The organism is Paraglaciecola mesophila KMM 241, from assembly GCF_000315015.1.
In the GTDB taxonomy this organism is placed as follows: domain Bacteria; phylum Pseudomonadota; class Gammaproteobacteria; order Enterobacterales; family Alteromonadaceae; genus Paraglaciecola; species Paraglaciecola mesophila.
Window position 1 is genome coordinate 70,406 of record NZ_BAEP01000024.1, and the last position, 21,357, is coordinate 91,762.

Sequence of the window (21,357 nt, forward strand, 5' to 3'; positions counted from 1 at the left end):
AAAAGCCTTACATTGCGACACCTAAGCGTTAGGTGACCATTAAGGCGGCGATATTTTGTTGGCCTAGTGCAGGTCTTCTTCCCATAGTATGCCCTCACCACGGTCTTCATCAAACAACCAACTATAATGACGCTCTACATCACTGCGCTTAACCTTAGTGGTGGCGGTGAGTAAATCATTTTCTACCGTCCAGCCGTGGCTACATACCATAATAAAATCGAGTTTTTGATGACTTTCCAGCTGACTGTTAACGTGCTTTAAAGTGTCTTGCAGGGATTTAATCACTTCGCTTGATTTACGCTTGCACGACTGATTAAGCACCACCATGGCCACTGGTTGCTTTTGCCCAGAGCCCAGTACGCAGGCTTGCTCCACATTTAAGTTAGCAAACAGCAAGCTTTCAATCGGCACTGGCATCACATACTTGCCCTTTGCGGTCTTAAACTGCTCTTTGATACGCCCGGTTATCTTATAAGCGCCATTGTCGGTAATAGTCGCCACATCACCTGTTCTAAACCAACCATCAACGAAGTTTTCAGCTGTCGCTTCTGGGTCGTTATAATATTCTGAAAAGACCAAATCACCACGAATAAGAATTTCGCTATCAGGAGAAAGCTTCATATCGATGTTGGGCATAGGTTTGCCGATTGTACCTAAATCTTGGTGACTGAAGGGCATATTACCACTGGCAAGGCCGGTGGTTTCTGTCATGCCCCACCCTTCGTTGATTGGAATACCTAAGCGGTGATACCAGGCCAAAACAGACTCTGACATAGGCGCGGCGCCCGAGCCAAAGGTACGGGCCTTGTGTAAGCCGAGTTTTTTGCGAATTTTACTGGCAACCAACTTACCGATAATCGGTAATTTGAGCATTTTATCCAGCTTTTCAGCACCCACTTGGCTGATGACCTGAGCCTGAAATACCGACCATAAGCGCGGTACAGACGAGAATCCCGTCGGGCTAGCGTGTTGAATATCCGCCACGAACGTTTGCAAATTCTCAGTAAAATAGACCTCAACTTTACGGCGCACAAATACCGCCACTAAACTGCGCTCGGTAATATGGGCTAACGGTAAATAACTGATTGAGCGATCGCCATCTCTTATTTCAAAAAGTTTAATGACATTATCTGCCGCAGAAGAAAAGTTCTTATGAGAAAGTACTACGCCTTTAGGCAAAGAGGTGGTGCCTGATGTATAAGAAATCGTTGCCATATCTTCACTGGTTGGCAAGTGTGGCTCGTCGATAGGGTCGAAGGCTTTGAGCCAGTCGTCCCACTTTTCATGACATTCCACCGTGGGGTAAGGAAATGAGATGCTTAATAAGGTGCTAGGAATGGCTGCTTTTGCTGCATCAAGATTATCCAATTTACCCACGAATATCGCTTTTGCGCCACTGTGATTAATCACGTGCTCGATAATATTCACCCCAGCAGTGGCGTAAATAGGCACACTGACCATGCCCGCCATGGTAATGGCGAAATCGGCGATGATCCACTCGGCGCAGTTTTTCGACATAATAACGATGCGATCGCCTTTTTCGAACCCTTGGGCGCGTAACCCTTGCGCAATACGCTTGGCTTGATCCGTGACTTCAGCCCAGCTAAACGTGCGCCATTGACGCTCAATGGGTTGATGAAACATGGGCTTATTTGGATGCGCTTCGTTACCTGCAAATAAGCTATGCAGTACCGTTGTATTGTCCATTATCTACTCCTATATCAATAAATTAGGACCTACGGCGCATTACCCAAAATATGCCGCTATGTCCTTATGTTAGTACGACTACCGACCAGTGAATTGCGCTTTACGTTTGGCTAAAAACGCGCGGCTACCTTCTTTGGCATCTTCACTATTGGCACATATTTTTTGTAATTTGGCTTCATGGTCAAACGTATCACTCAAGCTGCTTTGCGTAGCAACATTTAACGCCTCTTTGGCGTAACGCAATGCTAGTGGCGCTTTAGTAGTGAGTTCGTTAGCCAGTGCCATAGTTTCATCGAGTAGTGCAGCGTTTGCTACCACGCGATTACACAATCCCAGATGCAAACACTCCATTGCGTTTAATTTTGCGCCCAACGCGATCAGCTCGTAAGCGCGTTTACGCCCCACTGTTTGCGCAAGGTGCCAAGTAGCGCCGCCATCAGGAATCAAACCAATGGCACTAAAAGCCTGATAAATATAGGCATCCTCGGCCATCACCGTTAAATCACATGCCATAGCGAACGCGCTACCAATGCCAGCGGCTGCGCCGTTAACGGCGCTAATCCAGGGTTTTGGTGCTTGCGTTATTGCCATCAAAGCGGGTTTGTATTCTTGTATCAAGCCCTGCTCTACATCTACGTCATCGGGCATAGCTTCACTTAAATCTGCGCCTGCACTGAAAGCTCGGCCGTCCCCCATAAGCACCACAGCACGTATGCTGTCGTCGGCATTGACCTTGCTCGCGGCTTTACGAAAAGCCTGACGCTGGCTCTCGTCAAAGGCATTGAGCTTATCAGGACGATTAAAGCAAATAACGGCAACGCTGCCGTGGATAGAAGTGGTGACTGACAATGCTTGGGACACAATGTTTGCTCTCTACTCGAAATGGCTCGTTTAGCTTCTGGGCTGCGCCTTAATAGCGCTACCGCGAAAGAGCGAGCGTATAAAAATGACGCGAAAGAAATAAACCATGCCATCAAGTAAGTAGAAAGGTAAATTGAATCTAACTATGGGGGACCATATTCAGATGTTATAGAAGTGTTAATATGCTAATTATTGCCGTTTTTTCGGCTATTAACGCCGCAATTACTTTAATTAGCGGCGCAAAAAATACATGTTGTTACAAAGACGCCGCTGCGCGCGACGCCTGATCATATAAGCCTGACATTGAACGAAGCGTTGAGGCCAGCTTAGCCAATTCTTGTTGGTCGATATCGAGCATTTGTAGCCCATCGAGTAAACATTGCTCCCGCACGCGGCCATACTCCTCACAAGCCAACTTCCCCCTGTTGGACGTAGCATAAAAAACCTCCTTACCACGCTTTGTACCTGTGACTAACTCTAGTTTCAGCAGTTTTTTAAGCGCGTAATTCACTGTGTGGGTATCAATAATATTCAGCATAAAGGCTATGTCGTTCAGGCGCTTTTCACGCCCTCTATGATTGATATTGTGCAGTATTAAAATATCTAGCACCGCCAATTCACCAATACCTGCTGCATTAGCGCAGCGCACCATCCACTGTGAAAAGGCGTTGTACACCACAGTCATGCCATATTCGACTTCAGATAATGGCCAATTTCCATCACTGGCCAAATGTTCAGACGAGACGATTTTTCTTCGGTTATCCATGCCTTGGGTATCTGAGTGCTCCATATCAGTTCGTTCGCGACCAGTCGCTTCAGCTGTGGCCTTAGTCGTTTTGTCCTTTTCGCTCACGATTACTCTCCTCGCTCAGCGGTATCTGTCTTTTTGTCAGCTCTCTTTTTGTCTGCCGTCTTTTGGTCTGCCGTTTTTTTATCAGTCACTTTATCAATAACGCTACCGAACCCGCCGCCAGTAGGCGTTTGAATAACCACCACATCATTTACTTGTACTTGGGTTTCACCGTTACCGGTTAAATCGAGCCATGTCTGGCCTTTACGCTCAATCCAGTTATGCCCCAGTTCCCCTGAGCCGCCGCCATTAACACCGGCCAGTGGCACTTCCCGATGGCCAGATAATATAGCGCACTGCATATCAGCTAAAAAGCGAATGCGTCTTTCGATTCCGTCACCTGCATCCCATTGGCCTTTGCCACCCGAACCTCTGCGTACGATAAACTTGTCCAACAAGACGGGGTAACGAGACTCTAGAATTTCTGGATCCGTCAAGCGTGAGTTCGTCATGTGGGTATGCACTGCAGCTGCCCCATCAAAACCTGGCCCAGCAGGGGCGCCAGAGCAAATGGTTTCATAATATTGATACTGTGCATTACCAAACGTCAGGTTATTCATGGTGCCTTGGCTCATGCCGAGCGTGCCTAACGCACCAAACAATGCGTTAGTTGCCGCTTGGCTGACTTCAACGTTACCGGCAACCACCGCCGCGGGGTAAACGGGGTTAAGCATTGAACCCTCTGGCACAATAATGCTGAGCGGGCGCATGCAGCCTGCGTTTAACGGGATATCACTGTCGACCAGGCAGCGAAATACGTAAAGCACAACGGCTTGAGTAATCGCCCCAGGCGCATTGAAGTTATTCGGTTGCTGAGCACTCGTACCAGTAAAATCGATGCTTGCACTGCGATTTGCGTGATCTACTGCTACTTTTACACAGATGTGTAAGCCGCCATCCATTTCGTAGCGGTACTCGCCGCCTTGTAGGGTGTCTATGGTACGCCTTACACTTTCTTCAGCATTATCCATAATATGTTGGGTGTAGGTGCTCACTACCGGCAAGGTGTATTCATCGACTAACTTAAGTAGCTCTTGATAACCTCGGCGATTAGCGCCTATTTGGGCCTGTAAGTCGGCCACATTCTGATCAAAATTACGTACTGGGTACGTCGCGCCTTGCATTAGCGCTTGCAGCTCGTCATGCAGAAAGCGCCCCTTTGAGACCAACTTCATGCACGGGATCACCACACCTTCTTCAATAATAGTTTTGGCCTTTGGTGACATGGAGCCAGGCGCGATACCGCCTATGTCAGCGTGATGTGCACGGCTGGCGACAAAGAAGATCACCTTGTCATTTTGTTTATCAAAAATAGGAGTAATCACCGTCACATCTGGTAAGTGGGAGCCGCCATTAAACGGATCGTTATGAATAAATACATCCCCCACATCAATACTCAGGCCGCTCTGAATAAGTACTTTCACCGTGGCATCCATGGAGCCTAAGTGCACCGGAATATGCGGCGCATTGGCAATTAGCTGGCCATGCACATCAAACACGGCGCAGGAAAAGTCCAATCGCTCTTTGATGTTGACCGAAGATGAGGTATTGCGCAGCACTATGCCCATTTGCTCTGCTATCGACATAAACTGGTTGTTGAAGATTTCTACCAGCACTGGGTCGCTTTTGTGATGACTAACCGTTTGTTTGTTATGAGCTTCACTTTTTTGCTGAGCCGCAGCGTGCTTTTTTAACACCAAATGTTTGTGTTTGGTCATGTTCGCTGCCCAATGGGGCTCAACAATTACGGTTCCATTGTCCTCAATAATAATCGCCGGGCCTTGCACTTGATGACCGGGTAGCAACTGCTTCAACCGGTAGATAGGTGTGTTGTGCCACGCCCCTCCTGAAAATATTTGCGTAGTGTGCTTCACACCAGGCAAGGCTGATTCAGCAAGTGGATAAATGGGCTCATCAATGTTTTGCCCGCCACCGGCCGACTCCATAGAAATGGATTCAACAATAATGTCTTTGTCGGGTGAAATAAAACCGTATTGGGCCGTGTGCTGCGCTTCGAAATCTGCTTGCATCTTATCAATAGCACCTTGGCTCACGGGCAGTGTTGTATCCGTACCTTGGTAGCGCAAAAATACTGTTGCACTGTGGGTTTGCTCAGCAGCAGTGATACCTTGTTCTGTCAGCTCTGTACTGGTGTGCACTTTTAATCGAGCGAAGGCATCATTAAGCGCTTCAAGCCCGCGAGCATCCATCACTTGCTGAAAGGTTTCCGTGCGTTGACTGCGAATATCCGCCAGCCCCATACCATATGCCGACAAAATACTCGCAAAAGGGTGAATAAAAATAGTTTGCATACCTAAACGGTCAGCCACTAAACACGCATGCTGGCCGCCTGCGCCGCCAAAACAGGTTAAGGCGTATTGCTGCACGTCGTACCCGCGCTCAATTGAAATCTTTTTGATCGCCTGCGCCATATGTTCAATAGCTATGGTCAAAAAGCCTTCAGCCACCTGTTCTGGGCTGCTTTGTGTGCTTTGTTGCTCTGCAATCTTTGCAAAGGCCGCTTTAACCGCTGCATCATCAATAGCTTGATTGTGCTGGGGGCCAAATAACTTAGGGAAGAATCGCGGGTCAACTTTACCCAAACACACATTGGCATCCGTCACGGTTAAGGGCCCGCCATTTCGATAAGACATGGGGCCAGGAAATGCGCCCGCTGATTCGGGCCCTACGCGAAAACGTTGCTGGTCAACATGCAGTATCGAACCACCACCAGCGGCTACCGTATGCACACTCATCATGGGCACACTCATACGCACACCGGCTACTTGGGTTTCAAAGGCGCGTTCAAAATCCCCCGCATAATGCGAGACATCCGTAGAGGTGCCGCCCATATCAAAGCCGATTATTTTATTAAAACCTGCTAATTCACTGGTGCGCACAGCACCAATAATGCCACCAGCTGGGCCAGATAAAATCGCATCACGGCCCTGAAATTTACTGGCTGCGGTTAAGCCGCCGGATGAGCGCATAAACTGTAGGCGCTTGCTATCTCTGCTCGCCGATTTTGCGTCAACAATAGCTGTACTTTCATCTGTACCAGTACTTGTTTCTGAACCTGCACTTGTGTATTCACTTGTTTCTGAACCTATGTCTGCGCCAGTATCAGCGCCAATTGCTACTCCAACACGCTGCACATAACGACGTAATATAGGCGATAAATAGGCATCGACCACAGTCGTATCGCCTCTTGGCACAATACGTACCATTGGGCTTACATCGTGACTGGTGCTGATTTGGCTAAAACCAATCTCTTTGGCAATTTGCGCAATTCGCAACTCATGCTCGGGAAATTTATAGGCATGCATTAATACTATAGCGACTGAGCGAAACCCTGCCACGTAGCGCTGCTGAAGGTCTTGGCGCACAGCCACCTCGTTTAGTACTACTAGTTCGTTACCCTGATCATCAAAACGCTCTGACACTTCGATAACGTCTTGATACAACACTTCAGGTTTTTCAATATTTAGCGCGAAGGTTTTTGGTCGCACTTGGTAGCCTATTTCAAGCACATCACGCAATCCTTGCGTAATAACAAGTACTGTGGGTTCGCCCTTACGCTCGAGCAACGCATTGGTAGCCACGGTGGTGCCCATTTTCACGCTGCCAATTAAATGGCTGGGGATAGGCGCTGTGGCTTCAACGTTTAAAAAATCACGAATGCCTTGCAAAGCAGCGTCTTCGTAGGCCGTTGGGTTTTCAGACAGCAGCTTTCTTGTGAGAAACTCGCCTCCGGGCGTTTTCACAACGATGTCAGTGAACGTACCGCCCCTGTCAATCCAAAAATCCCAGCGCTTGGCATCTGAGCGGTTTGTATCAGACGAGGATTGGAGGTTAGGCGTTGTTTGCTCACTGGCGGTGCGCGTCATGTTTTATCCTTTGCGTAACGAAGTAAAAATGTACTTTACGCCAATCTAACCACACAATGATAATTTATCAACATTTTATAAATATAATGTTGATATGCTTTTTTTATGTTGCTAAGTTGACGCAACAACAAAGCTAACTGGTATGCTCGTTTACCGTGAATATGGCTTAATATAATTAGATTCGCTCAAGCGAGCACATAGGGAACACCTGATATGCCATCATTAAATTATTTCAAGAATATCGGGCCCGGCGCCTTAGTCGCCGCTGCTTTTATTGGCCCAGGCACGGTAACTGTGTGCACATTAGCTGGCGCAAACTTTGGCTACACCCTTCTTTGGGCCTTATTGTTTGCCACGGTAGCGACCATCATATTCCAAGAGATGTCAGGCCGTTTAGGCACCATAGCGCAAAAAGGATTGGGGGAAGCTTTACGAGATAGCTTGCAACATTCAATGTGGAAATGGCCTTTGTTTGCCTTGATTGCCATGGCGCTTTACGGAGGTAATGCGGCCTACGAAGCAGGCAATTTATCAGGGGCGGCACTGGGTGTCAGTGCGATACTGAATGAGCCAAACGACACTATATTTACATGGACCATAGTTCTCATCGCGCTTGTCGCTGGGTTAGTACTTTGGCGAGGCAGTTATAAACAAGTAGAGCGCTTACTCATGGTGCTGGTACTTTTTATGGGCGTGGCATTTATCAGCACGTTTATTGTTAGCCGTCCTGATTTAGGTGCTTTCATGCAGGGCATGTTTACCCCCACATTACCAGATGAAAGCTTGATCACTGTGGTGGCATTAATTGGCACCACAGTTGTGCCTTACAACTTATTTCTACACGCCTCTGCGGCAAAGGCTCGCTGGCAGGGCGAAGCTGATTTGCCTGCCGCCCGTGCTGATTCAGTGATATCTATCGGTTTAGGTGGCTTAGTGGCCATGTTTATTGTCTCTACTGCTGCTGCGAGTTTATTTTCTCGCGGTTTAGGGGCCGATAGCGCTGCGGATATGGCGATTCAATTAGAGCCATTGTTTGGCAGCTTTTCTAAGTATCTGTTGGGTGCCGGATTATTAGCTGCGGGCCTCAGCAGCTCTTTAACCGCGCCCCTTGCCACAGCTTATGCCATCACCGAAATCATTAACCCAAACGCCAAAATCAAAGAGAAAATCTTTCGTGGCATCAGCTTAAGTGTGCTGATAGTGGGAGTGATGTTCGCTCTAAGTGGCGCTAAGCCAATTAATATCATTATTGGGGCTCAGTTTGCTAACGGGCTATTGCTGCCGATCATAGCCGCTTTCTTACTTTACACCATGAACAACAAAGCCTTGCTAGGTAGACACACCAACGGCTGGATTGCCAATGGCTTAGGCGCAATCGTGTTTTTAGTGTCATTAGGGTTGGGTGTGCGCTTGGTACTTAAATCATTATCAGTCATGTAGCGGTTATTCAAACCTACTTAAGCAGGTACAAAAAAAGGCGCTAAGCGCCTTTTTTCAAATCTGAATTGTCACTGTACCTGTGCGTTATTCATCTTTCGGCGCGTATTTGTCTTTCATCAAATAAGCGAACGCGGTATTAAACGCGGTTTCTTGAAACACTTTCAGCCCTGTTTCAGCATAGGGAATATGCACTGGGTTACGGCGTAATGATTCTTTTATATCTGTTGGTGACATGATCACCACGTCTAAATCTTCAATAAGCTCAATTGCGGCTTCAAGTTTAAAGCCCACCGCGCCTCCAGCAAATTTGCCTTTCATCGGCCGCTGGCGAATAACCACTTTATCCACTTGGTAGTCAGCCATTAACTTAGCGAAGGTTTGCTGAAAATAGCGCAAATCACTGCTGCTATTGATGTTGGTTAATGTGAGACGGCGGCTGCGAAAATCAGGTAGTTGAAACACCTCGTCTGCCAAAGACAACAAACACACATTTACATCATTACTATTTAATTCAACACCACAAACTTTCATATATCACCCAACTTGTTAAGACCGGCGCAGTATAACGCATTGCTCACTCAGGATCTTGACATAATTAGCCTGAAATCTCAGCCAAGAATAACGGCTTCGCTTTCACCACCAGCGCAAAATAATGGCATAAGGCGATATGATCCCTAGCTGTATTCTACTGCTTCGATTTCACGTAAACGTTTCTCGGTGGGGTTAAAAACAAAGTTATATAACAGGCCTAAAAACAACACCACACTAAACCCAGTTGCTACCATAAATCCGTATTTTGCATCTCCGCCGAAGGCATCACTGACTAAGCCCATAATAAATGGCCCTGCTGCTGCCCCTGCGGCGGTGAAGAATAAAATCACCCCAGCCACAGTGCCATGCTCACTTTTAGCAAAGCAGCAAATTCCTTTTGAGTTAAAGGTCGGGTAAATGACTGACATAAATACGCCAGTAAGTGGAAACGCATACAAAGCAACGCTCTTTCCTCCTGCTAAACCTGCGATAAAACACAAGGTAATAGCAAGACTAAACAACATTAACACTAAGGCCCAATTGTAGCGTTGCATCATCCAAATCCCGACAAACCGGCCAAGGGCTCGCAGTGAGAAGAATACAGAAACCGCGTACATCGCCAGCATTTTTTGCGGCCCATCAGTGTAACAAGCGAAAGACTCTGACACGCTCATGGCATCACAGACTAGGTAACTAGGCATCCATACGTAGATGGCGCTTTCTGCAGCAACATATAAAAAAGCCCCGATTGAGAACCCCATAGCATAAGGGTTTTTCAGCAATCTTAAGCTACTGATAAAACTCACCGGTTTGTGGCCGTGTGTTGGCGGCGCCTGAACCGGATAGTCTGCTTTCCAAGCCATCAATATGAGTAAGGTACATAACCCGCCCGCGAGCACATAGAGTAACTTCCAGTCAACGCCTTCACGTACCATCCAAGCAACAATCAACGGCCCGATAATCGCACCTACGCCAAAAAATGCTTCGGCTCCGTTCATGGTGCCTGTATGCTCTTTAGTAGAACGCGATATGTCACCAATCAGCGCTAGGGCGGCTGTTTTAAACACCCCCACCGCTAAACCGGAAAGCGTGATCAAACCTAGAATGAATTCGAAGCTAGAACCGACCAAGAATAAATAACAAGACAGGGCAAATAGTGCCAACCCAAGGATAATAGTTTTCTTGCGGCCAAATTTATCAGCTAAAAACCCTAAAAATAGCCCTGAGAAAGCGATACCAATCATGAAAAGCGAATGCATTAGACTGGCTTGTGTATTACTCACATCAAACTCACGTTTGACCTCTTTTATGATTTCACCCACCGAGTCAGATGTCATCGCAAACATCATAAACATCAAATACGTCAGCCAGCGTATTAAGTGCACATTTTTCTCGTGCATCGCAGTGGCGGCTCCAATATCAGTTTGCATCTAGTGCGCCTCGTTTTAGCAATAATGTCTTGGTCAATAGTCATTCGCTAGCCAGCGATTTACTGGCTAGCGAGCCTCAGGTTTAGAACTGATATTTCAACGTCATAGACGTCGTTCTGCCATTAATTGAACGTGCGCGAATGATGCTTTGATCACTAGCCACAGCGCCTTCCTCAGCCTCGGTAATACCCACAGTATCAAACAGATTATTAACGTTTATTGCCACACTTAAGGCGTCAGTGATGTAGTAATCAGCAAATGCATTGACTTGGGTATAGCCGTCAAACTTCAACTCATTGCTATCTTGTGCGTAAGCATCTGTGGTACCAATAAAGTTCACACCCACGGCGGCCATGTCCATTTGGTATTGTGCGGTTAGCTGATAGATAAAATCAGCTTGGCGACGAGGCGTATTGCCAACTACATCAGGGGTGACATTGTCTTCAACAATTTCAGCGTCCGTCCAAGTGAAGCCACCTTTTATCGTTAAGTTATCACGCGTGTAGGCAACTTCCGTTTCAATACCATATGCCTCATATACTCTATCGAAGAATTTTTGGCTGGTCGCTTCAAAGTTTTGCTCTTCTGTTTCGGCGTAGAAACCTGTCACAAATACACCTAAACCTGATTGACGATATTTAACCCCGGCTTCTACTTGATTTACCATGTCCACGGCGTCAGCGGTAGCCACACTGCCATCTTGATTAATTTTACCGAAAGCCAAACGATCGGCATTCGCTCGACCGCCGCGACTGATTCGGGCAAACGTTGCTAAATCATCGTTAACTCGATAGTTACCACCAATAGAGTATGAGGTGTAATCCCAGTCATAATCCACCACACTGGCGTTAGCTAAATCAATCCCTACTACATTCATTTCAGGCTGAGAGATTTGCCCGTCACGGTTGACATCAAGTGTACTGGTGACTGCGCCTGCGTATGAGCCAAAGGCGTCTCCACTGTCTCTACGTACACTGGCTTCCCATGTAAAATCACCATATTCACCCGCTAAGGCTAGGTAAGGAGCACTGATATCGTATTGAATATCATAATTACGTTGGCAGCAATTTCCCCAAAAAGGAGTGCCGTATGCGTACAAGCCGTTCTCAGAGTATTGGGTTCCATCTGCACCAACCACGTTTAGCAGCGCCGCATTATCCCCTTTTACTTCCATCAAGTACGAGTTCCACAACCAGCTCATATCGATGTTTTGGCGAGACTTATAATACCCAGCAGTAACAGAGATATCGCCGAAGCTACGTGATAATTGCAGGTCATTCACGTAAGAACCAAAGTCGTTCATTTCTACATCGAAAGTGTGCGTGCGCATAACAAGACCGTTGCCGGTCGCGTCAGTAAATGCTTGCCCAGCACTTGGACCATTTGCATACTCAAGTGATGCACCCGCACCACCAATGCTTTGAGCAATAGAGGTAGGGTCTGCCACCTCAGCTGGAAACGGGCTATTAAAACTGCCGGAAACATCAGAAAAACGGAATTTATTGACTAAGGTCCAATCTTCGCTGACATCAAAATTAGCCTCAAAACCAATACTGGTTACCGACGGATTCATACCATTTGCAATACTGCCTCGGGTGATCTGATTGTCACCGTTCAAACGCACGGTATCTTGCAAGTAAACACTGTGTGGCGTGTCACTTTGGGCGTCAAAACCTGGAATTGAGTCACCATTGGCGTACATAGGCATAGGTAAATAACCGATACTCTTGTCATCTAGGTGCTTAAAGTAAACACGGATAAACCCAGTTTCGAATTCTTTTGTGAGGTTTGCCTTGATTTGCCCACCTGAATTGGCGTTATATCCCGCCTCTCTTGGGCCCTCACCTTCACGGAAAAAGCCCCCAATGTGAAAACGCATGGTGTCACTGATATCACCACCGTATTCAAAATCAGTACGAGTCGTGTCGTAATCCAAACCGATAGTGGTTGAGATGCTGCCACCTTCGCTATCACCTGTTTTACTTATAAAGTTGATAATGCCGCCGGGCGAATTACTAGCCAAGGTTGAAGATGAACCACCACGAATAGCATCAATCGTGGCAATGGTTGAATCGGCACGCAAGAAAATATCTGCATTACCAAAGGCAACATCACCAAATTGCATAACCGGTAAACCATCTTCTTGTAACACTAAAAACTTAGCGCCACCTGATGCTACGGGTAAGCCACGCACCGCGATATTTGCGTTACCTTCACCGCCGGTAGACTCAGAACGGATACCCGGTATAGAGCGAAACACTTCAGCTGTTGAGCGAGGCGCAGCAACGGCGAAATCCTCTGGGCTTATAGAGCTAACCGAAACACTTGAATCCATTTTGGTGCCACCGCGCACAGAGCCGGTAACGACAATTTGTTCAAATCCTAGGGCATCTTGTGCTTCATTCGTGGCTTGCGGGCTTTCACCCTGTTCTTGTTGTGCAATAAGGGGTGTACTAAATGTTAAAGCGATTGCCATAGATATGGCGCTACGGTTAAAGGGTGTGCTCATGTGTGTTTCTCCGTTTAATACCTGCGTAAGTACCTGTTTAGCGTCAACCTAGGGTTGGCTAGTGTCCCATGTTTAGTGTAGGACAAGGCCGAGCACTGCACATGAGTTTGAAAAAATAATGTGTAACGTCAAAAACGATCCGTAGAAGCATTTAAAAAATCAACTTAATCGTTTAAGATAACTATAACAAAGCTAACAAAGAAATTAACATTTGTAAAACATTTGTTGATTATTTATCAAATTAATGGGCTAATATGATCATTAATTGAGTTTTACATTAAATCTTAAACGTATAAGTTTATAGGTGAGAAATGGATATAGAACGTGAATACAAGCGCTCATTAGAGCGCATTTTAACAGGCTTAGATTTAAGCGGAATGTCCAAACGTGAACAGGCAGTGTTCATTGACCGTTTAAATGAACAATTTCCTCGGCTTTTCGCTTTATTGGTAGATATCTATGGTCAGCGGTATGATTTTTTTTACTACCTACAGCAGCTGGTTCAAACATTGGCAAACGGCTTCACTAAACGCTCAAACGTTCTTAAGCAAAAAGACAATGCTAGGTTGGCTGCCCCTCATTGGTATCAAGATGAAAACATGTTGGGCATGGCGTGCTACGTGGATTTATTCGCCGGTGATTTAAAGGGCTTACAGCAGCGCATTCCTTACTTAGTCGAAACCGGCATAACCTATTTACACCTGATGCCGCTTTATGATTCGCCTAAAGGAGACAGTGACGGTGGCTATGCGGTCTCTGATTATCGCAAAGTAAATGACACGCTCGGTACCAATAAAGATCTGGAAGAATTATCAAAAGCACTCGCTGAAGCAGGCATTAGCTTGGTACTTGATTTTGTGTTCAACCATACATCAGATGAACACCCTTGGGCGCTGGCTGCCAAAGCCGGTGATCAAAAGTATCAAGAGTTTTACTACATGTTTGATGACAAACACGTGCCTGACGAATACGAAAAGCATCTCAGAGAAATCTTTCCTCAAGTGCGTCGTGGTAACTTCAGCTGGGATAGCGATAGCAATAAATGGGTTTGGACCACCTTTAATAATTTCCAGTGGGATCTAAATTACACCAATCCAGCTGTGTTCAATGCCATCACAGATGAGATGCTCTATTTAGCGAATCTGGGATGCGAAGCGCTGCGCTTAGACGCTCTGGCATTTATATGGAAAGAAATGGGCACAAATTGCGAAAACCAAGCTAAAGCTCACAGTTTGATTCAAGCATTTAACAGTTGCTTGCAGATTGCTGCGCCTGCTGTGGTGTTTAAATCTGAAGCCATTGTGCACCCTGATGAAGTGTTAAAATACATTGACAAACAAGAGTGTCAACTGTCTTACAATCCACTGTTGATGGCACTAATTTGGAATACTCTGGCCACCAGAGATACTCATTTATTGACTGAGTCCATGCAGAAAAGCTTTGAGATATCGCCTGATTGCGCTTGGGTAAATTATGTACGCTGCCACGATGATATCGGTTGGACCTTCGATGATGCAGTAGCAGGACAACAAGGGGTGAATGGTTATGATCATCGTCGTTTTCTTAACCAATTCTATACAGGTCGCTTCGAGGGCTCGTTTGCCACTGGCGTTGCATTCGGTGAAAACCCAAGTAACGGAGATTGCCGTGTCTGCGGCTCTTTGGCTTCGTTAGCAGGCTTAGAGCAAGGTATTGAGCAAAATAATGCAACATTGATCGAGCACGCCGTGGCGCGAATTTTAATGGTTCACAGCATCATTTTAAGTATCGGTGGTATTCCGTTGATTTATTCTGGTGATGAATTGGCCCTGCTTAATGATTACAGCTACGAACAAGACGACAGTAAAAAACACGATGAACGTTGGGTGCAAAGGATCCCAGTAAGAGATGCCGACATACAAGCCAGTAAGAAAAAAGATACACCACAAAATCGTGTGGCAACTGGTTTACAAACCCTTATCGGTCTGCGCAAGCAATACAACGTTTTTGGTCAAGCAAGCACCCGGATTATCAACTCCCACCAAAACGCATTATTTGCTTATCAGCGCACGGCAAAAGATGGCACGGCTTTGTTGGCCATTTGTAATTTTAGTGAACATAAACAAAAGGTATCAAGTGTTACGCTAGGTTTGGGCAATGGCGATGTGTGGCAAGATTTGCTGTCCCCTGTACGGGTTTCTCCCGCTCCTCAAGAACTTGAGCTCGCACCCTATCAGGTGATGTGGTTACTCAATTCGCAACCCGTGTAGGGGGTTGCGAGTTTAGGGCGCGAATTTAAGTTAGCGGGTTTAAGGCTGCCGGTTGAGCTGTGAGCTGTGAGTTGCGAGCTAATAGCTGTGAGTGTTGAGACACATTCTAGCTAACTAGCCACAACTGGCTCTAATCACCAGTCGAGTATCGAGTATCACACTGTCTTTAGACTCATTTTTCAGCAGTAGCCGGGTAGCCACTCGGCCTTTCTCTGAGCTTTGCTGACACACAGTCGTTAACCCTGGTGAGCTGCGCTGCGCCTCTGGGATATCGTCAAACCCTGTCACTTTTACCTGCTGTGGAATAGCAATATTCAGCTTGTTCGCCACTCTCAGTACACTGAGCGCAATCACATCACTCATGCATAAAATCACCTCAGGCAAAGGGTTGAGAGTCAAAGCCTCTTTGGCCGCTATTTCTGCCATTTCTGGGGCATTAAGCGGTATATGCCAAACGTGACTGGGTGAGATAGCCAATTGCTGCTCTTCAAACGCACGCAAATATCCTTTTAATCGACTACGAGATATTTCTTTTGACTCAACACTCATATCTTGTGCTGTGAGTCGGCAGATACGTTGCGAGTCGACCAAACGCAAGCCTAACACAGCCGCATGCTTCGGCTTGTTAGCTAATGCGTGATTCGCAACGCTAAAAGCCCCCTCTTCATTGTTAATATTAACAGATTCGATATCGTGGGTTTCAAAGTCCACGGCAATAATTGGCTTACCTGTGCGACTGACTCGCTCAAAAATATTGCCGCTAGGGGCGCCGTAGAAAATAAAACCATCAGGCAGTGACTCAGCACTGCTTTGCTCTAGTTCGTCTGATGCACTTGAAAGCAATAACAGTTGTTTTTTATTTTCACCCAATACCTCAGCCACGCCTTGCAGAAATTGACTGGCAACAGGATCCGAAAGGCTGTAGCTAATGGAATCCGCGAGTACCACTGCAACAACATCTGACGCCCCTTTACGTAACGAGCGGGCGGCAAAATTCGGTCCGTGATACCCCAGCTCAGCTGATTCTCTTAAAATCCGCTCACGTAACTTGGCTGATAATTGATTAGGGCGATTAAACGCATTAGAAACCGTCGCCGTAGACACCCCGAGCTGTTGAGATACTTGTTTTAAATTGAGTTTTTTATTGATAACTGTGACTTTCGATGGTCCTTAATTGCGCCATAAGTTAGCACAAGTGGCAATGAAATCGCTAGCGTAAACCCGTGCCCGGCCAAGGTAAACGCCAGTGATAGTTAACTATCACTAGTTGCATGTTGAGAAGCGTCTCAGGTTATCTGATGATTAAGGGTAAACCACCACAGTGAGAACCAAGATGCTTAAATTATATGGATTCGACGTCAGTAACTACTTCAATATGATCAAATTAGCCCTAGCCCATAAAGGGTTAGATTACGAAGTGGTTACCGTATACCCCAATCAAGAACCCGAATTTCTAGCTAAAAGCCCGATGGGCAAAGTCCCCGCTCTTGAAACAGAAGACGGAATCATTGTTGAAACCAATATCATTTTGGAATATCTCGACGCTAAGTATCCTGATAAACCACTCTACCCAGTAGACCCCTTTGCTCAAGCCAGAGTGAAAGAGTTGGTCAAGTTTATGGAGCTGTATTTAGAGTTACCTGCCCGTCGCTGTCACCCTGAAGCTTTCTTTGGTGGCAAAGTTAGCGATGAAACACGTAAAGAAGTGAAACGCGCCCTTTTCAGAGGCATGACAGGTTTAAACAGATTAGCTTCTTTCTCGCCTTATGTGGCAGGAGATCAATTTAGCGCTGCGGATATCATGTTCTTATACAGCGTTGACTTAGCCTCTGGTGTCGCTTACAAACTGTTCAACATTGATTTGTTTGATGGCTCACAGGGCGCCAAAAACCTGATGGCGATACTGAACGAATTACCTGAAGTGCAGAAAATTGCGGCGGACCGCAAAGCCGCAAATAAAGCGTTTGTGGAATATGTAACAAGTTTTCAAAAATAAAGCGTGATAAACGGTAGGAAGATTACCCAATCTTCCTTTACCATATAAGGCTTATATAGGAGTACTACGATGAGCCTTACATCAAATGCCGAATTCAGCTGTCCATACTGCATGGAAATCAATGATATAGAAATTGATCAAGACAACGATGTTAATCAACAGCAAATCGTAGATTGTCAGGTATGTTGTAGCCCTATAGAAATCCTCATTACCCAAGACAGTGATAACGACTTCATTATTCACGCCCGAACCGACAGCGAATAGCCTGTTTTTTGATACGGAGTTCTACTTTGATTGATATTTTCCATGCGTCAGACTCTTTACGACGTAAATTACACACCATCGACAATGAGCGCGACCTCATGCAGCTTGTCATTAAAAACCTGAGCCAGTATAGATTTGCTACTCGTGTTGAGCATAGCGAGTTAGACATCGCGTTTGCTGCATCCGGTGGGCCTAGCCATTTCGCCAATGGTGACGCCGCGGATGTTGCCTGCACACCTGCTGTTAGCCGTCCCACACAATTCAATGACATTTTACTTGAGCGTCAAACAGGGTATATCAACCTTTCAACTCCAGCGGGTTTTATTCCTTTAGTTGACGCAGTAGAGCGTAATGGCTTCTTGCATAAAAAACTACTTAGCTAGGAAGTTTACTACGCCCTCACGTAAAAGCGGTTTAGCGAACCGCTTTGTGATTAGGCATGTAAAACGCCGGTTGGCCTTTTTCATGTGGACAACTGTTTTATCTGTCAGCCCTATTCACTTTGCCCACAGCGAGCAAATAAGCTTTAGCAAAAACATCCTCCAGAGCGATATCCAATTAAGCTATAAATGGCGCGATAAGGACCAAGAGAAACATCGGTTTTCGTTCACTTTACCTTTAGACGACGTCAACACAGCGCATCACAAACGCTTTGTACCTGAGCAAGTTACCCGCTATCAGCAAATTGCCATGCTAAAAGAGCGCAACAAAATCGACGCCAAAGAAGCACGTATTGAGATAAAACGCATAGGGAAAACGCTGCAGATCAGTGTGAAAAGTCGCTCTGAAGAATCGGCAAAAAAGTATCAAAAACAATTGCTGCAAGCTAAAGATGATGCATTCGAGCAATATTTAAAGGATCACTACTATGCACGGTTTAGTGATTACCTTAGTCAAGAAGGCATCAAACCCGACCATTTGCGTTACATCAAGGAAAACCAGAAAGTACTAAAGCCATTTGCCGAAGCTATGTATGGTGAAGCCTCTGAACGCGGAGACATGCGGGCGTTTTTGAATTTACTGTTAGGTTGGTTACAGAGTATTCCCTATGATGATTTAGAAAGCCGCGTTTCTTCCAATGGCGCCGGGTTCTCGCCCCCGTTAACGTTATTAAGCAATAACCGTGGCGACTGCGACAGTAAATCTGTGCTGATGGCGAGTGTTATTCGTGCGCTGTTCCCGGACATCGAGTTAGTTATGCTGTATTTACCCAACCATGCGTTATTAGGCATAGGCGTACCCGCTAAAAAGGATGAAAGAAGCATGCAAATAAACGGTGAAGCATATTTATTAATGGAGCCAACGGGCCCAGCGCTATTTCCGTTAAATGAAACTGCACTGAGTAGCCAGCGCTTTCTCGATACCGGTATGTATAGTTATGAAGTCATTCCTTAGGATTATGCTGGCGCTAATACGACAAATCCTGTTGTTTAAATGAATAATCTAACATTTGATAATTGCCATGTGTTTAGCTGCACCTTTGGGTTATATCTAATCTGCATCACTATATTAATAATATGAGTAAGCCTTTATGACGCCATACGATATCGCTCTTTTGATCCATATTTTACTTTTTTGCTACTGGCTGGGCGGTGACGTCGGGGTTTTTTACTCGAGTCAATTTGTAGTAGACAGCAAACTCAGCAGAGAAACCCGCTTAACCGCCGCTAAAATCATGCTTGGTTGCGATTTAGTCCCAAAAATATGTATGAGTTTGATGCTCACAGTGGGGGGCATACTTGCCCATTACTTAGGCATTGAGCACTCACTTTGGCAGTTAATAGGAATTATTTTGCTTGGACCCATTTGGCTCACTATGGTGCTGGTGCTGCACTACAAGCACAACGCCAGCTACATCCCATTGTTGACCAAAGTGGATTACTTGTTCCGCTGGGCGGTCATTGCTGGGCTAATCGCCTCAAGCATATATGCCTATAACACTGGACGGTTAGCTGACAATCCTTGGATAATCATTAAGTTACTGGGGTTCGCGTTCTTAATTTTTTGCGGGCTAATGATCCGTATCAATCTAAAAGAGTTCTCAATCACTTACGCCAAAATGTTGCAAGACTCACACGATGACGCAGACAACCTACAAATGGTCCGCAGCCTTAAAAAAGTAAAACCTTGGGTAGTGTTAATATGGTTTGTGCTGATATTTGAAGCTTATGTAGGGATCGCTAAACCGCTAATGAGCTAGTTGCGAATAAAAAAACCGCCGATTGACTGGCGGTTTTGCTTGTTCAGTAACTGAGATTTTCTAAAGCTGCTCTTCTGCGAACTCTGCTAAGCGACTACGTACCACACCATCTAAGTTAATCGTGGCGCTACCTGAGAAGTTTTTAAACTTCTCAACTATGTAGGTCAAACCAGAGGTGACCGCACTTAAATAGTTGCTGTCTATTTGCGCTAAGTTACCGCTACAAATTAACTTAGTACCTTCTCCACAACGGGTAATTATGGTTTTAAGTTGTGAGGCCGTTAAGTTTTGCGATTCATCTAAAATCACCCCCGAAGTGATACCATACTATCATACCCTAAAGAAACTTGATTAAAAAAGTTTTTACAAATAAGATATTCTTAGAGGTGAATTAATATGGTAGTACGAACAAAATCTAAAATAATAAAAACAGCGGTCAATTTGGGGAAAGGAATGTCTTTTCACCAAGATCAATCTGGGCAACCTATTAAAACTGAAGAGGGCATCAGAACTCATTCATTCCGTAATGATAAAGTAGAGCCTAATTTCTCTCTACTTTATCACCCAGATCGTATTACCGAATGCCAAGAAATGAACCTGTTCTTAATGCACCGATTCGAAGGTCATTTCAGTCTTAGGAAGAACATAAAAGAGAGCGAAGCTTTCAGTGATGCTTACTATGCAAGTCAACCGGGAAAACAGTTAGACGTAAAAACTGTTCATAGTATAGCTAAGCATTTAAAAGCCTTTTTAGACTGGTTAGTCAAAGATGGAGCTTCTTACTTTGAAGTCATAGCGGCTCCGTTATCTAGACAATCCGTAGACGATGATATTTCACAATTGCCTGTTTGGCGCTACCACAAATACTTATGTGATCGAGTAGCCACTAATGATAAAACCAAACGGCTAAGTTACAACACGGCTCAAGAGCGAATAAGAGCTGTAAAAACATTTTATATTTGGAGTCATAAGCGAGGCGCTATAGATAGCCTTCCTTTTTCACTTGAATATAAGCAAGTACGTATAAAGTCCAAAGCTAAGCCTAGTGAAAGCTCGTTGTTTCAATTACCAACTAGCACAACACGTTCAGGTGGTTTATGGGAATGGGTCAGTAACCTGAGCATTCCTAAAACAATAAAACAAAAAGAAGATTCACCTGACAAAGAGCTTCAACCATACTCACCGCAAGAACTTAAACAGCTATTAAAGACAATTACTGCACAAAGGAATTCATACAAAATCTACTTACAGTGTGCGCTGTTGGGTGGATTACGTTCCTTTGAGGTCTCTGCAATTGACCAGAGTGATATTTTTGATCCAGACAAAATAGAAAACAAAAAACGCATCCCGAAATTAAACATTGTTCGCAAGGGGCATAAACCTGTAAGACTGACAATAGCCAGAGTATTGATGAAGCTTTTATATCTTCACAT

Annotated in this window: 16 protein-coding genes and 1 pseudogene; 8 read left to right on the forward strand and 9 right to left on the reverse strand. The window is 45.4% G+C overall.

Annotated features, from left to right (window positions below; translation table 11 throughout):
- Positions 1-63: 63 nt before the first annotated feature.
- The 4 genes from GMES_RS06255 to GMES_RS06270 form a co-directional block, all read right to left on the reverse strand.
- Complete coding sequence (locus GMES_RS06255) at positions 64-1,707, reverse strand: AMP-binding protein (protein ID WP_006991767.1); 1,644 nt, start codon at positions 1,705-1,707, stop codon at positions 64-66.
- Between the two features lie 78 nt (positions 1,708-1,785).
- On the reverse strand, positions 1,786-2,568 hold the full coding sequence (locus tag GMES_RS06260; protein WP_006991768.1) for an enoyl-CoA hydratase/isomerase family protein: 783 nt from the start codon (positions 2,566-2,568) through the stop codon (positions 1,786-1,788).
- Between the two features lie 256 nt (positions 2,569-2,824).
- A complete protein-coding gene (locus GMES_RS06265; protein WP_006991770.1) occupies positions 2,825-3,421 on the reverse strand; it encodes a winged helix DNA-binding protein in 597 nt (198 codons plus the stop codon).
- Between the two features lie 2 nt (positions 3,422-3,423).
- The gene (locus GMES_RS06270; protein WP_006991771.1) at positions 3,424-7,305 is read right to left on the reverse strand and encodes a hydantoinase B/oxoprolinase family protein; all 3,882 of its coding nucleotides are present in this window, start codon (positions 7,303-7,305) and stop codon (positions 3,424-3,426) included.
- A gap of 213 nt (positions 7,306-7,518) precedes the next feature.
- Here GMES_RS06270 and GMES_RS06275 point away from each other — a divergent pair, with 213 nt between their 5' ends.
- A complete protein-coding gene (locus GMES_RS06275) occupies positions 7,519-8,745 on the forward strand; it encodes an Nramp family divalent metal transporter (RefSeq protein WP_006991772.1) in 1,227 nt (408 codons plus the stop codon).
- An 84-nt stretch (positions 8,746-8,829) separates the two neighbouring features.
- Here GMES_RS06275 and GMES_RS06280 read toward each other — a convergent pair whose 3' ends face one another.
- The 3 genes from GMES_RS06280 to GMES_RS06290 form a co-directional block, all read right to left on the reverse strand.
- A complete protein-coding gene (locus GMES_RS06280) occupies positions 8,830-9,276 on the reverse strand; it encodes a DUF3010 family protein (protein WP_006991773.1) in 447 nt (148 codons plus the stop codon).
- Between the two features lie 143 nt (positions 9,277-9,419).
- On the reverse strand, positions 9,420-10,706 hold the full coding sequence (locus GMES_RS06285) for an MFS transporter (protein WP_006991774.1): 1,287 nt from the start codon (positions 10,704-10,706) through the stop codon (positions 9,420-9,422).
- Between the two features lie 82 nt (positions 10,707-10,788).
- Positions 10,789-13,215, reverse strand: a complete 2,427-nt coding sequence (locus tag GMES_RS06290) for a TonB-dependent receptor domain-containing protein (RefSeq protein ID WP_006991775.1) — start codon at positions 13,213-13,215, stop codon at positions 10,789-10,791.
- A 311-nt stretch (positions 13,216-13,526) separates the two neighbouring features.
- On the opposite strand from GMES_RS06290, the gene GMES_RS06295 reads away from it, so the two are divergent.
- Positions 13,527-15,464, forward strand: a complete 1,938-nt coding sequence (locus GMES_RS06295) for an alpha-amylase family protein (protein WP_006991776.1) — start codon at positions 13,527-13,529, stop codon at positions 15,462-15,464.
- A 114-nt stretch (positions 15,465-15,578) separates the two neighbouring features.
- Here the strand turns inward: GMES_RS06295 and GMES_RS06300 are convergent, their stop codons facing one another.
- A complete protein-coding gene (locus tag GMES_RS06300; RefSeq protein ID WP_083879586.1) occupies positions 15,579-16,613 on the reverse strand; it encodes a LacI family DNA-binding transcriptional regulator in 1,035 nt (344 codons plus the stop codon).
- Positions 16,614-16,797: 184 nt separating this feature from the next.
- On the opposite strand from GMES_RS06300, the gene GMES_RS06305 reads away from it, so the two are divergent.
- The 5 genes from GMES_RS06305 to GMES_RS06325 all read left to right on the forward strand — a co-directional run bounded on the left by GMES_RS06305 (position 16,798) and on the right by GMES_RS06325 (position 19,924).
- Positions 16,798-17,460 (forward strand): glutathione S-transferase family protein, encoded by a 663-nt coding sequence (locus tag GMES_RS06305; RefSeq protein ID WP_006991778.1) that lies wholly within the window; start codon positions 16,798-16,800, stop codon positions 17,458-17,460.
- A gap of 69 nt (positions 17,461-17,529) precedes the next feature.
- Positions 17,530-17,724 (forward strand): zinc ribbon domain-containing protein, encoded by a 195-nt coding sequence (locus GMES_RS06310; protein WP_007985042.1) that lies wholly within the window; start codon positions 17,530-17,532, stop codon positions 17,722-17,724.
- Between the two features lie 26 nt (positions 17,725-17,750).
- Positions 17,751-18,107 (forward strand): hypothetical protein, encoded by a 357-nt coding sequence (locus tag GMES_RS06315; RefSeq protein ID WP_006991780.1) that lies wholly within the window; start codon positions 17,751-17,753, stop codon positions 18,105-18,107.
- Between the two features lie 82 nt (positions 18,108-18,189).
- Positions 18,190-19,119 carry a hypothetical protein gene (locus GMES_RS06320; RefSeq protein ID WP_006991781.1) on the forward strand — a complete coding sequence of 310 codons (930 nt, stop codon included), beginning with the start codon at positions 18,190-18,192 and terminating at the stop codon, positions 19,117-19,119.
- Positions 19,120-19,255: 136 nt separating this feature from the next.
- Entirely contained in the window at positions 19,256-19,924 is a 669-nt protein-coding gene (locus tag GMES_RS06325) for a hypothetical protein (RefSeq protein ID WP_006991782.1), read from the forward strand.
- 60 nt (positions 19,925-19,984) lie between these two features.
- Here GMES_RS06325 and GMES_RS06330 read toward each other — a convergent pair.
- Positions 19,985-20,233: pseudogene (locus GMES_RS06330) on the reverse strand (PhoH family protein); the annotation flags it as partial.
- 87 nt (positions 20,234-20,320) lie between these two features.
- Between GMES_RS06330 and GMES_RS06335 the strand changes: the two are divergent.
- Positions 20,321-21,357, forward strand: a 1,037-nt coding sequence (locus tag GMES_RS06335; protein WP_039986777.1) for a site-specific integrase, incomplete at its 3' end; no start/stop codon positions are given.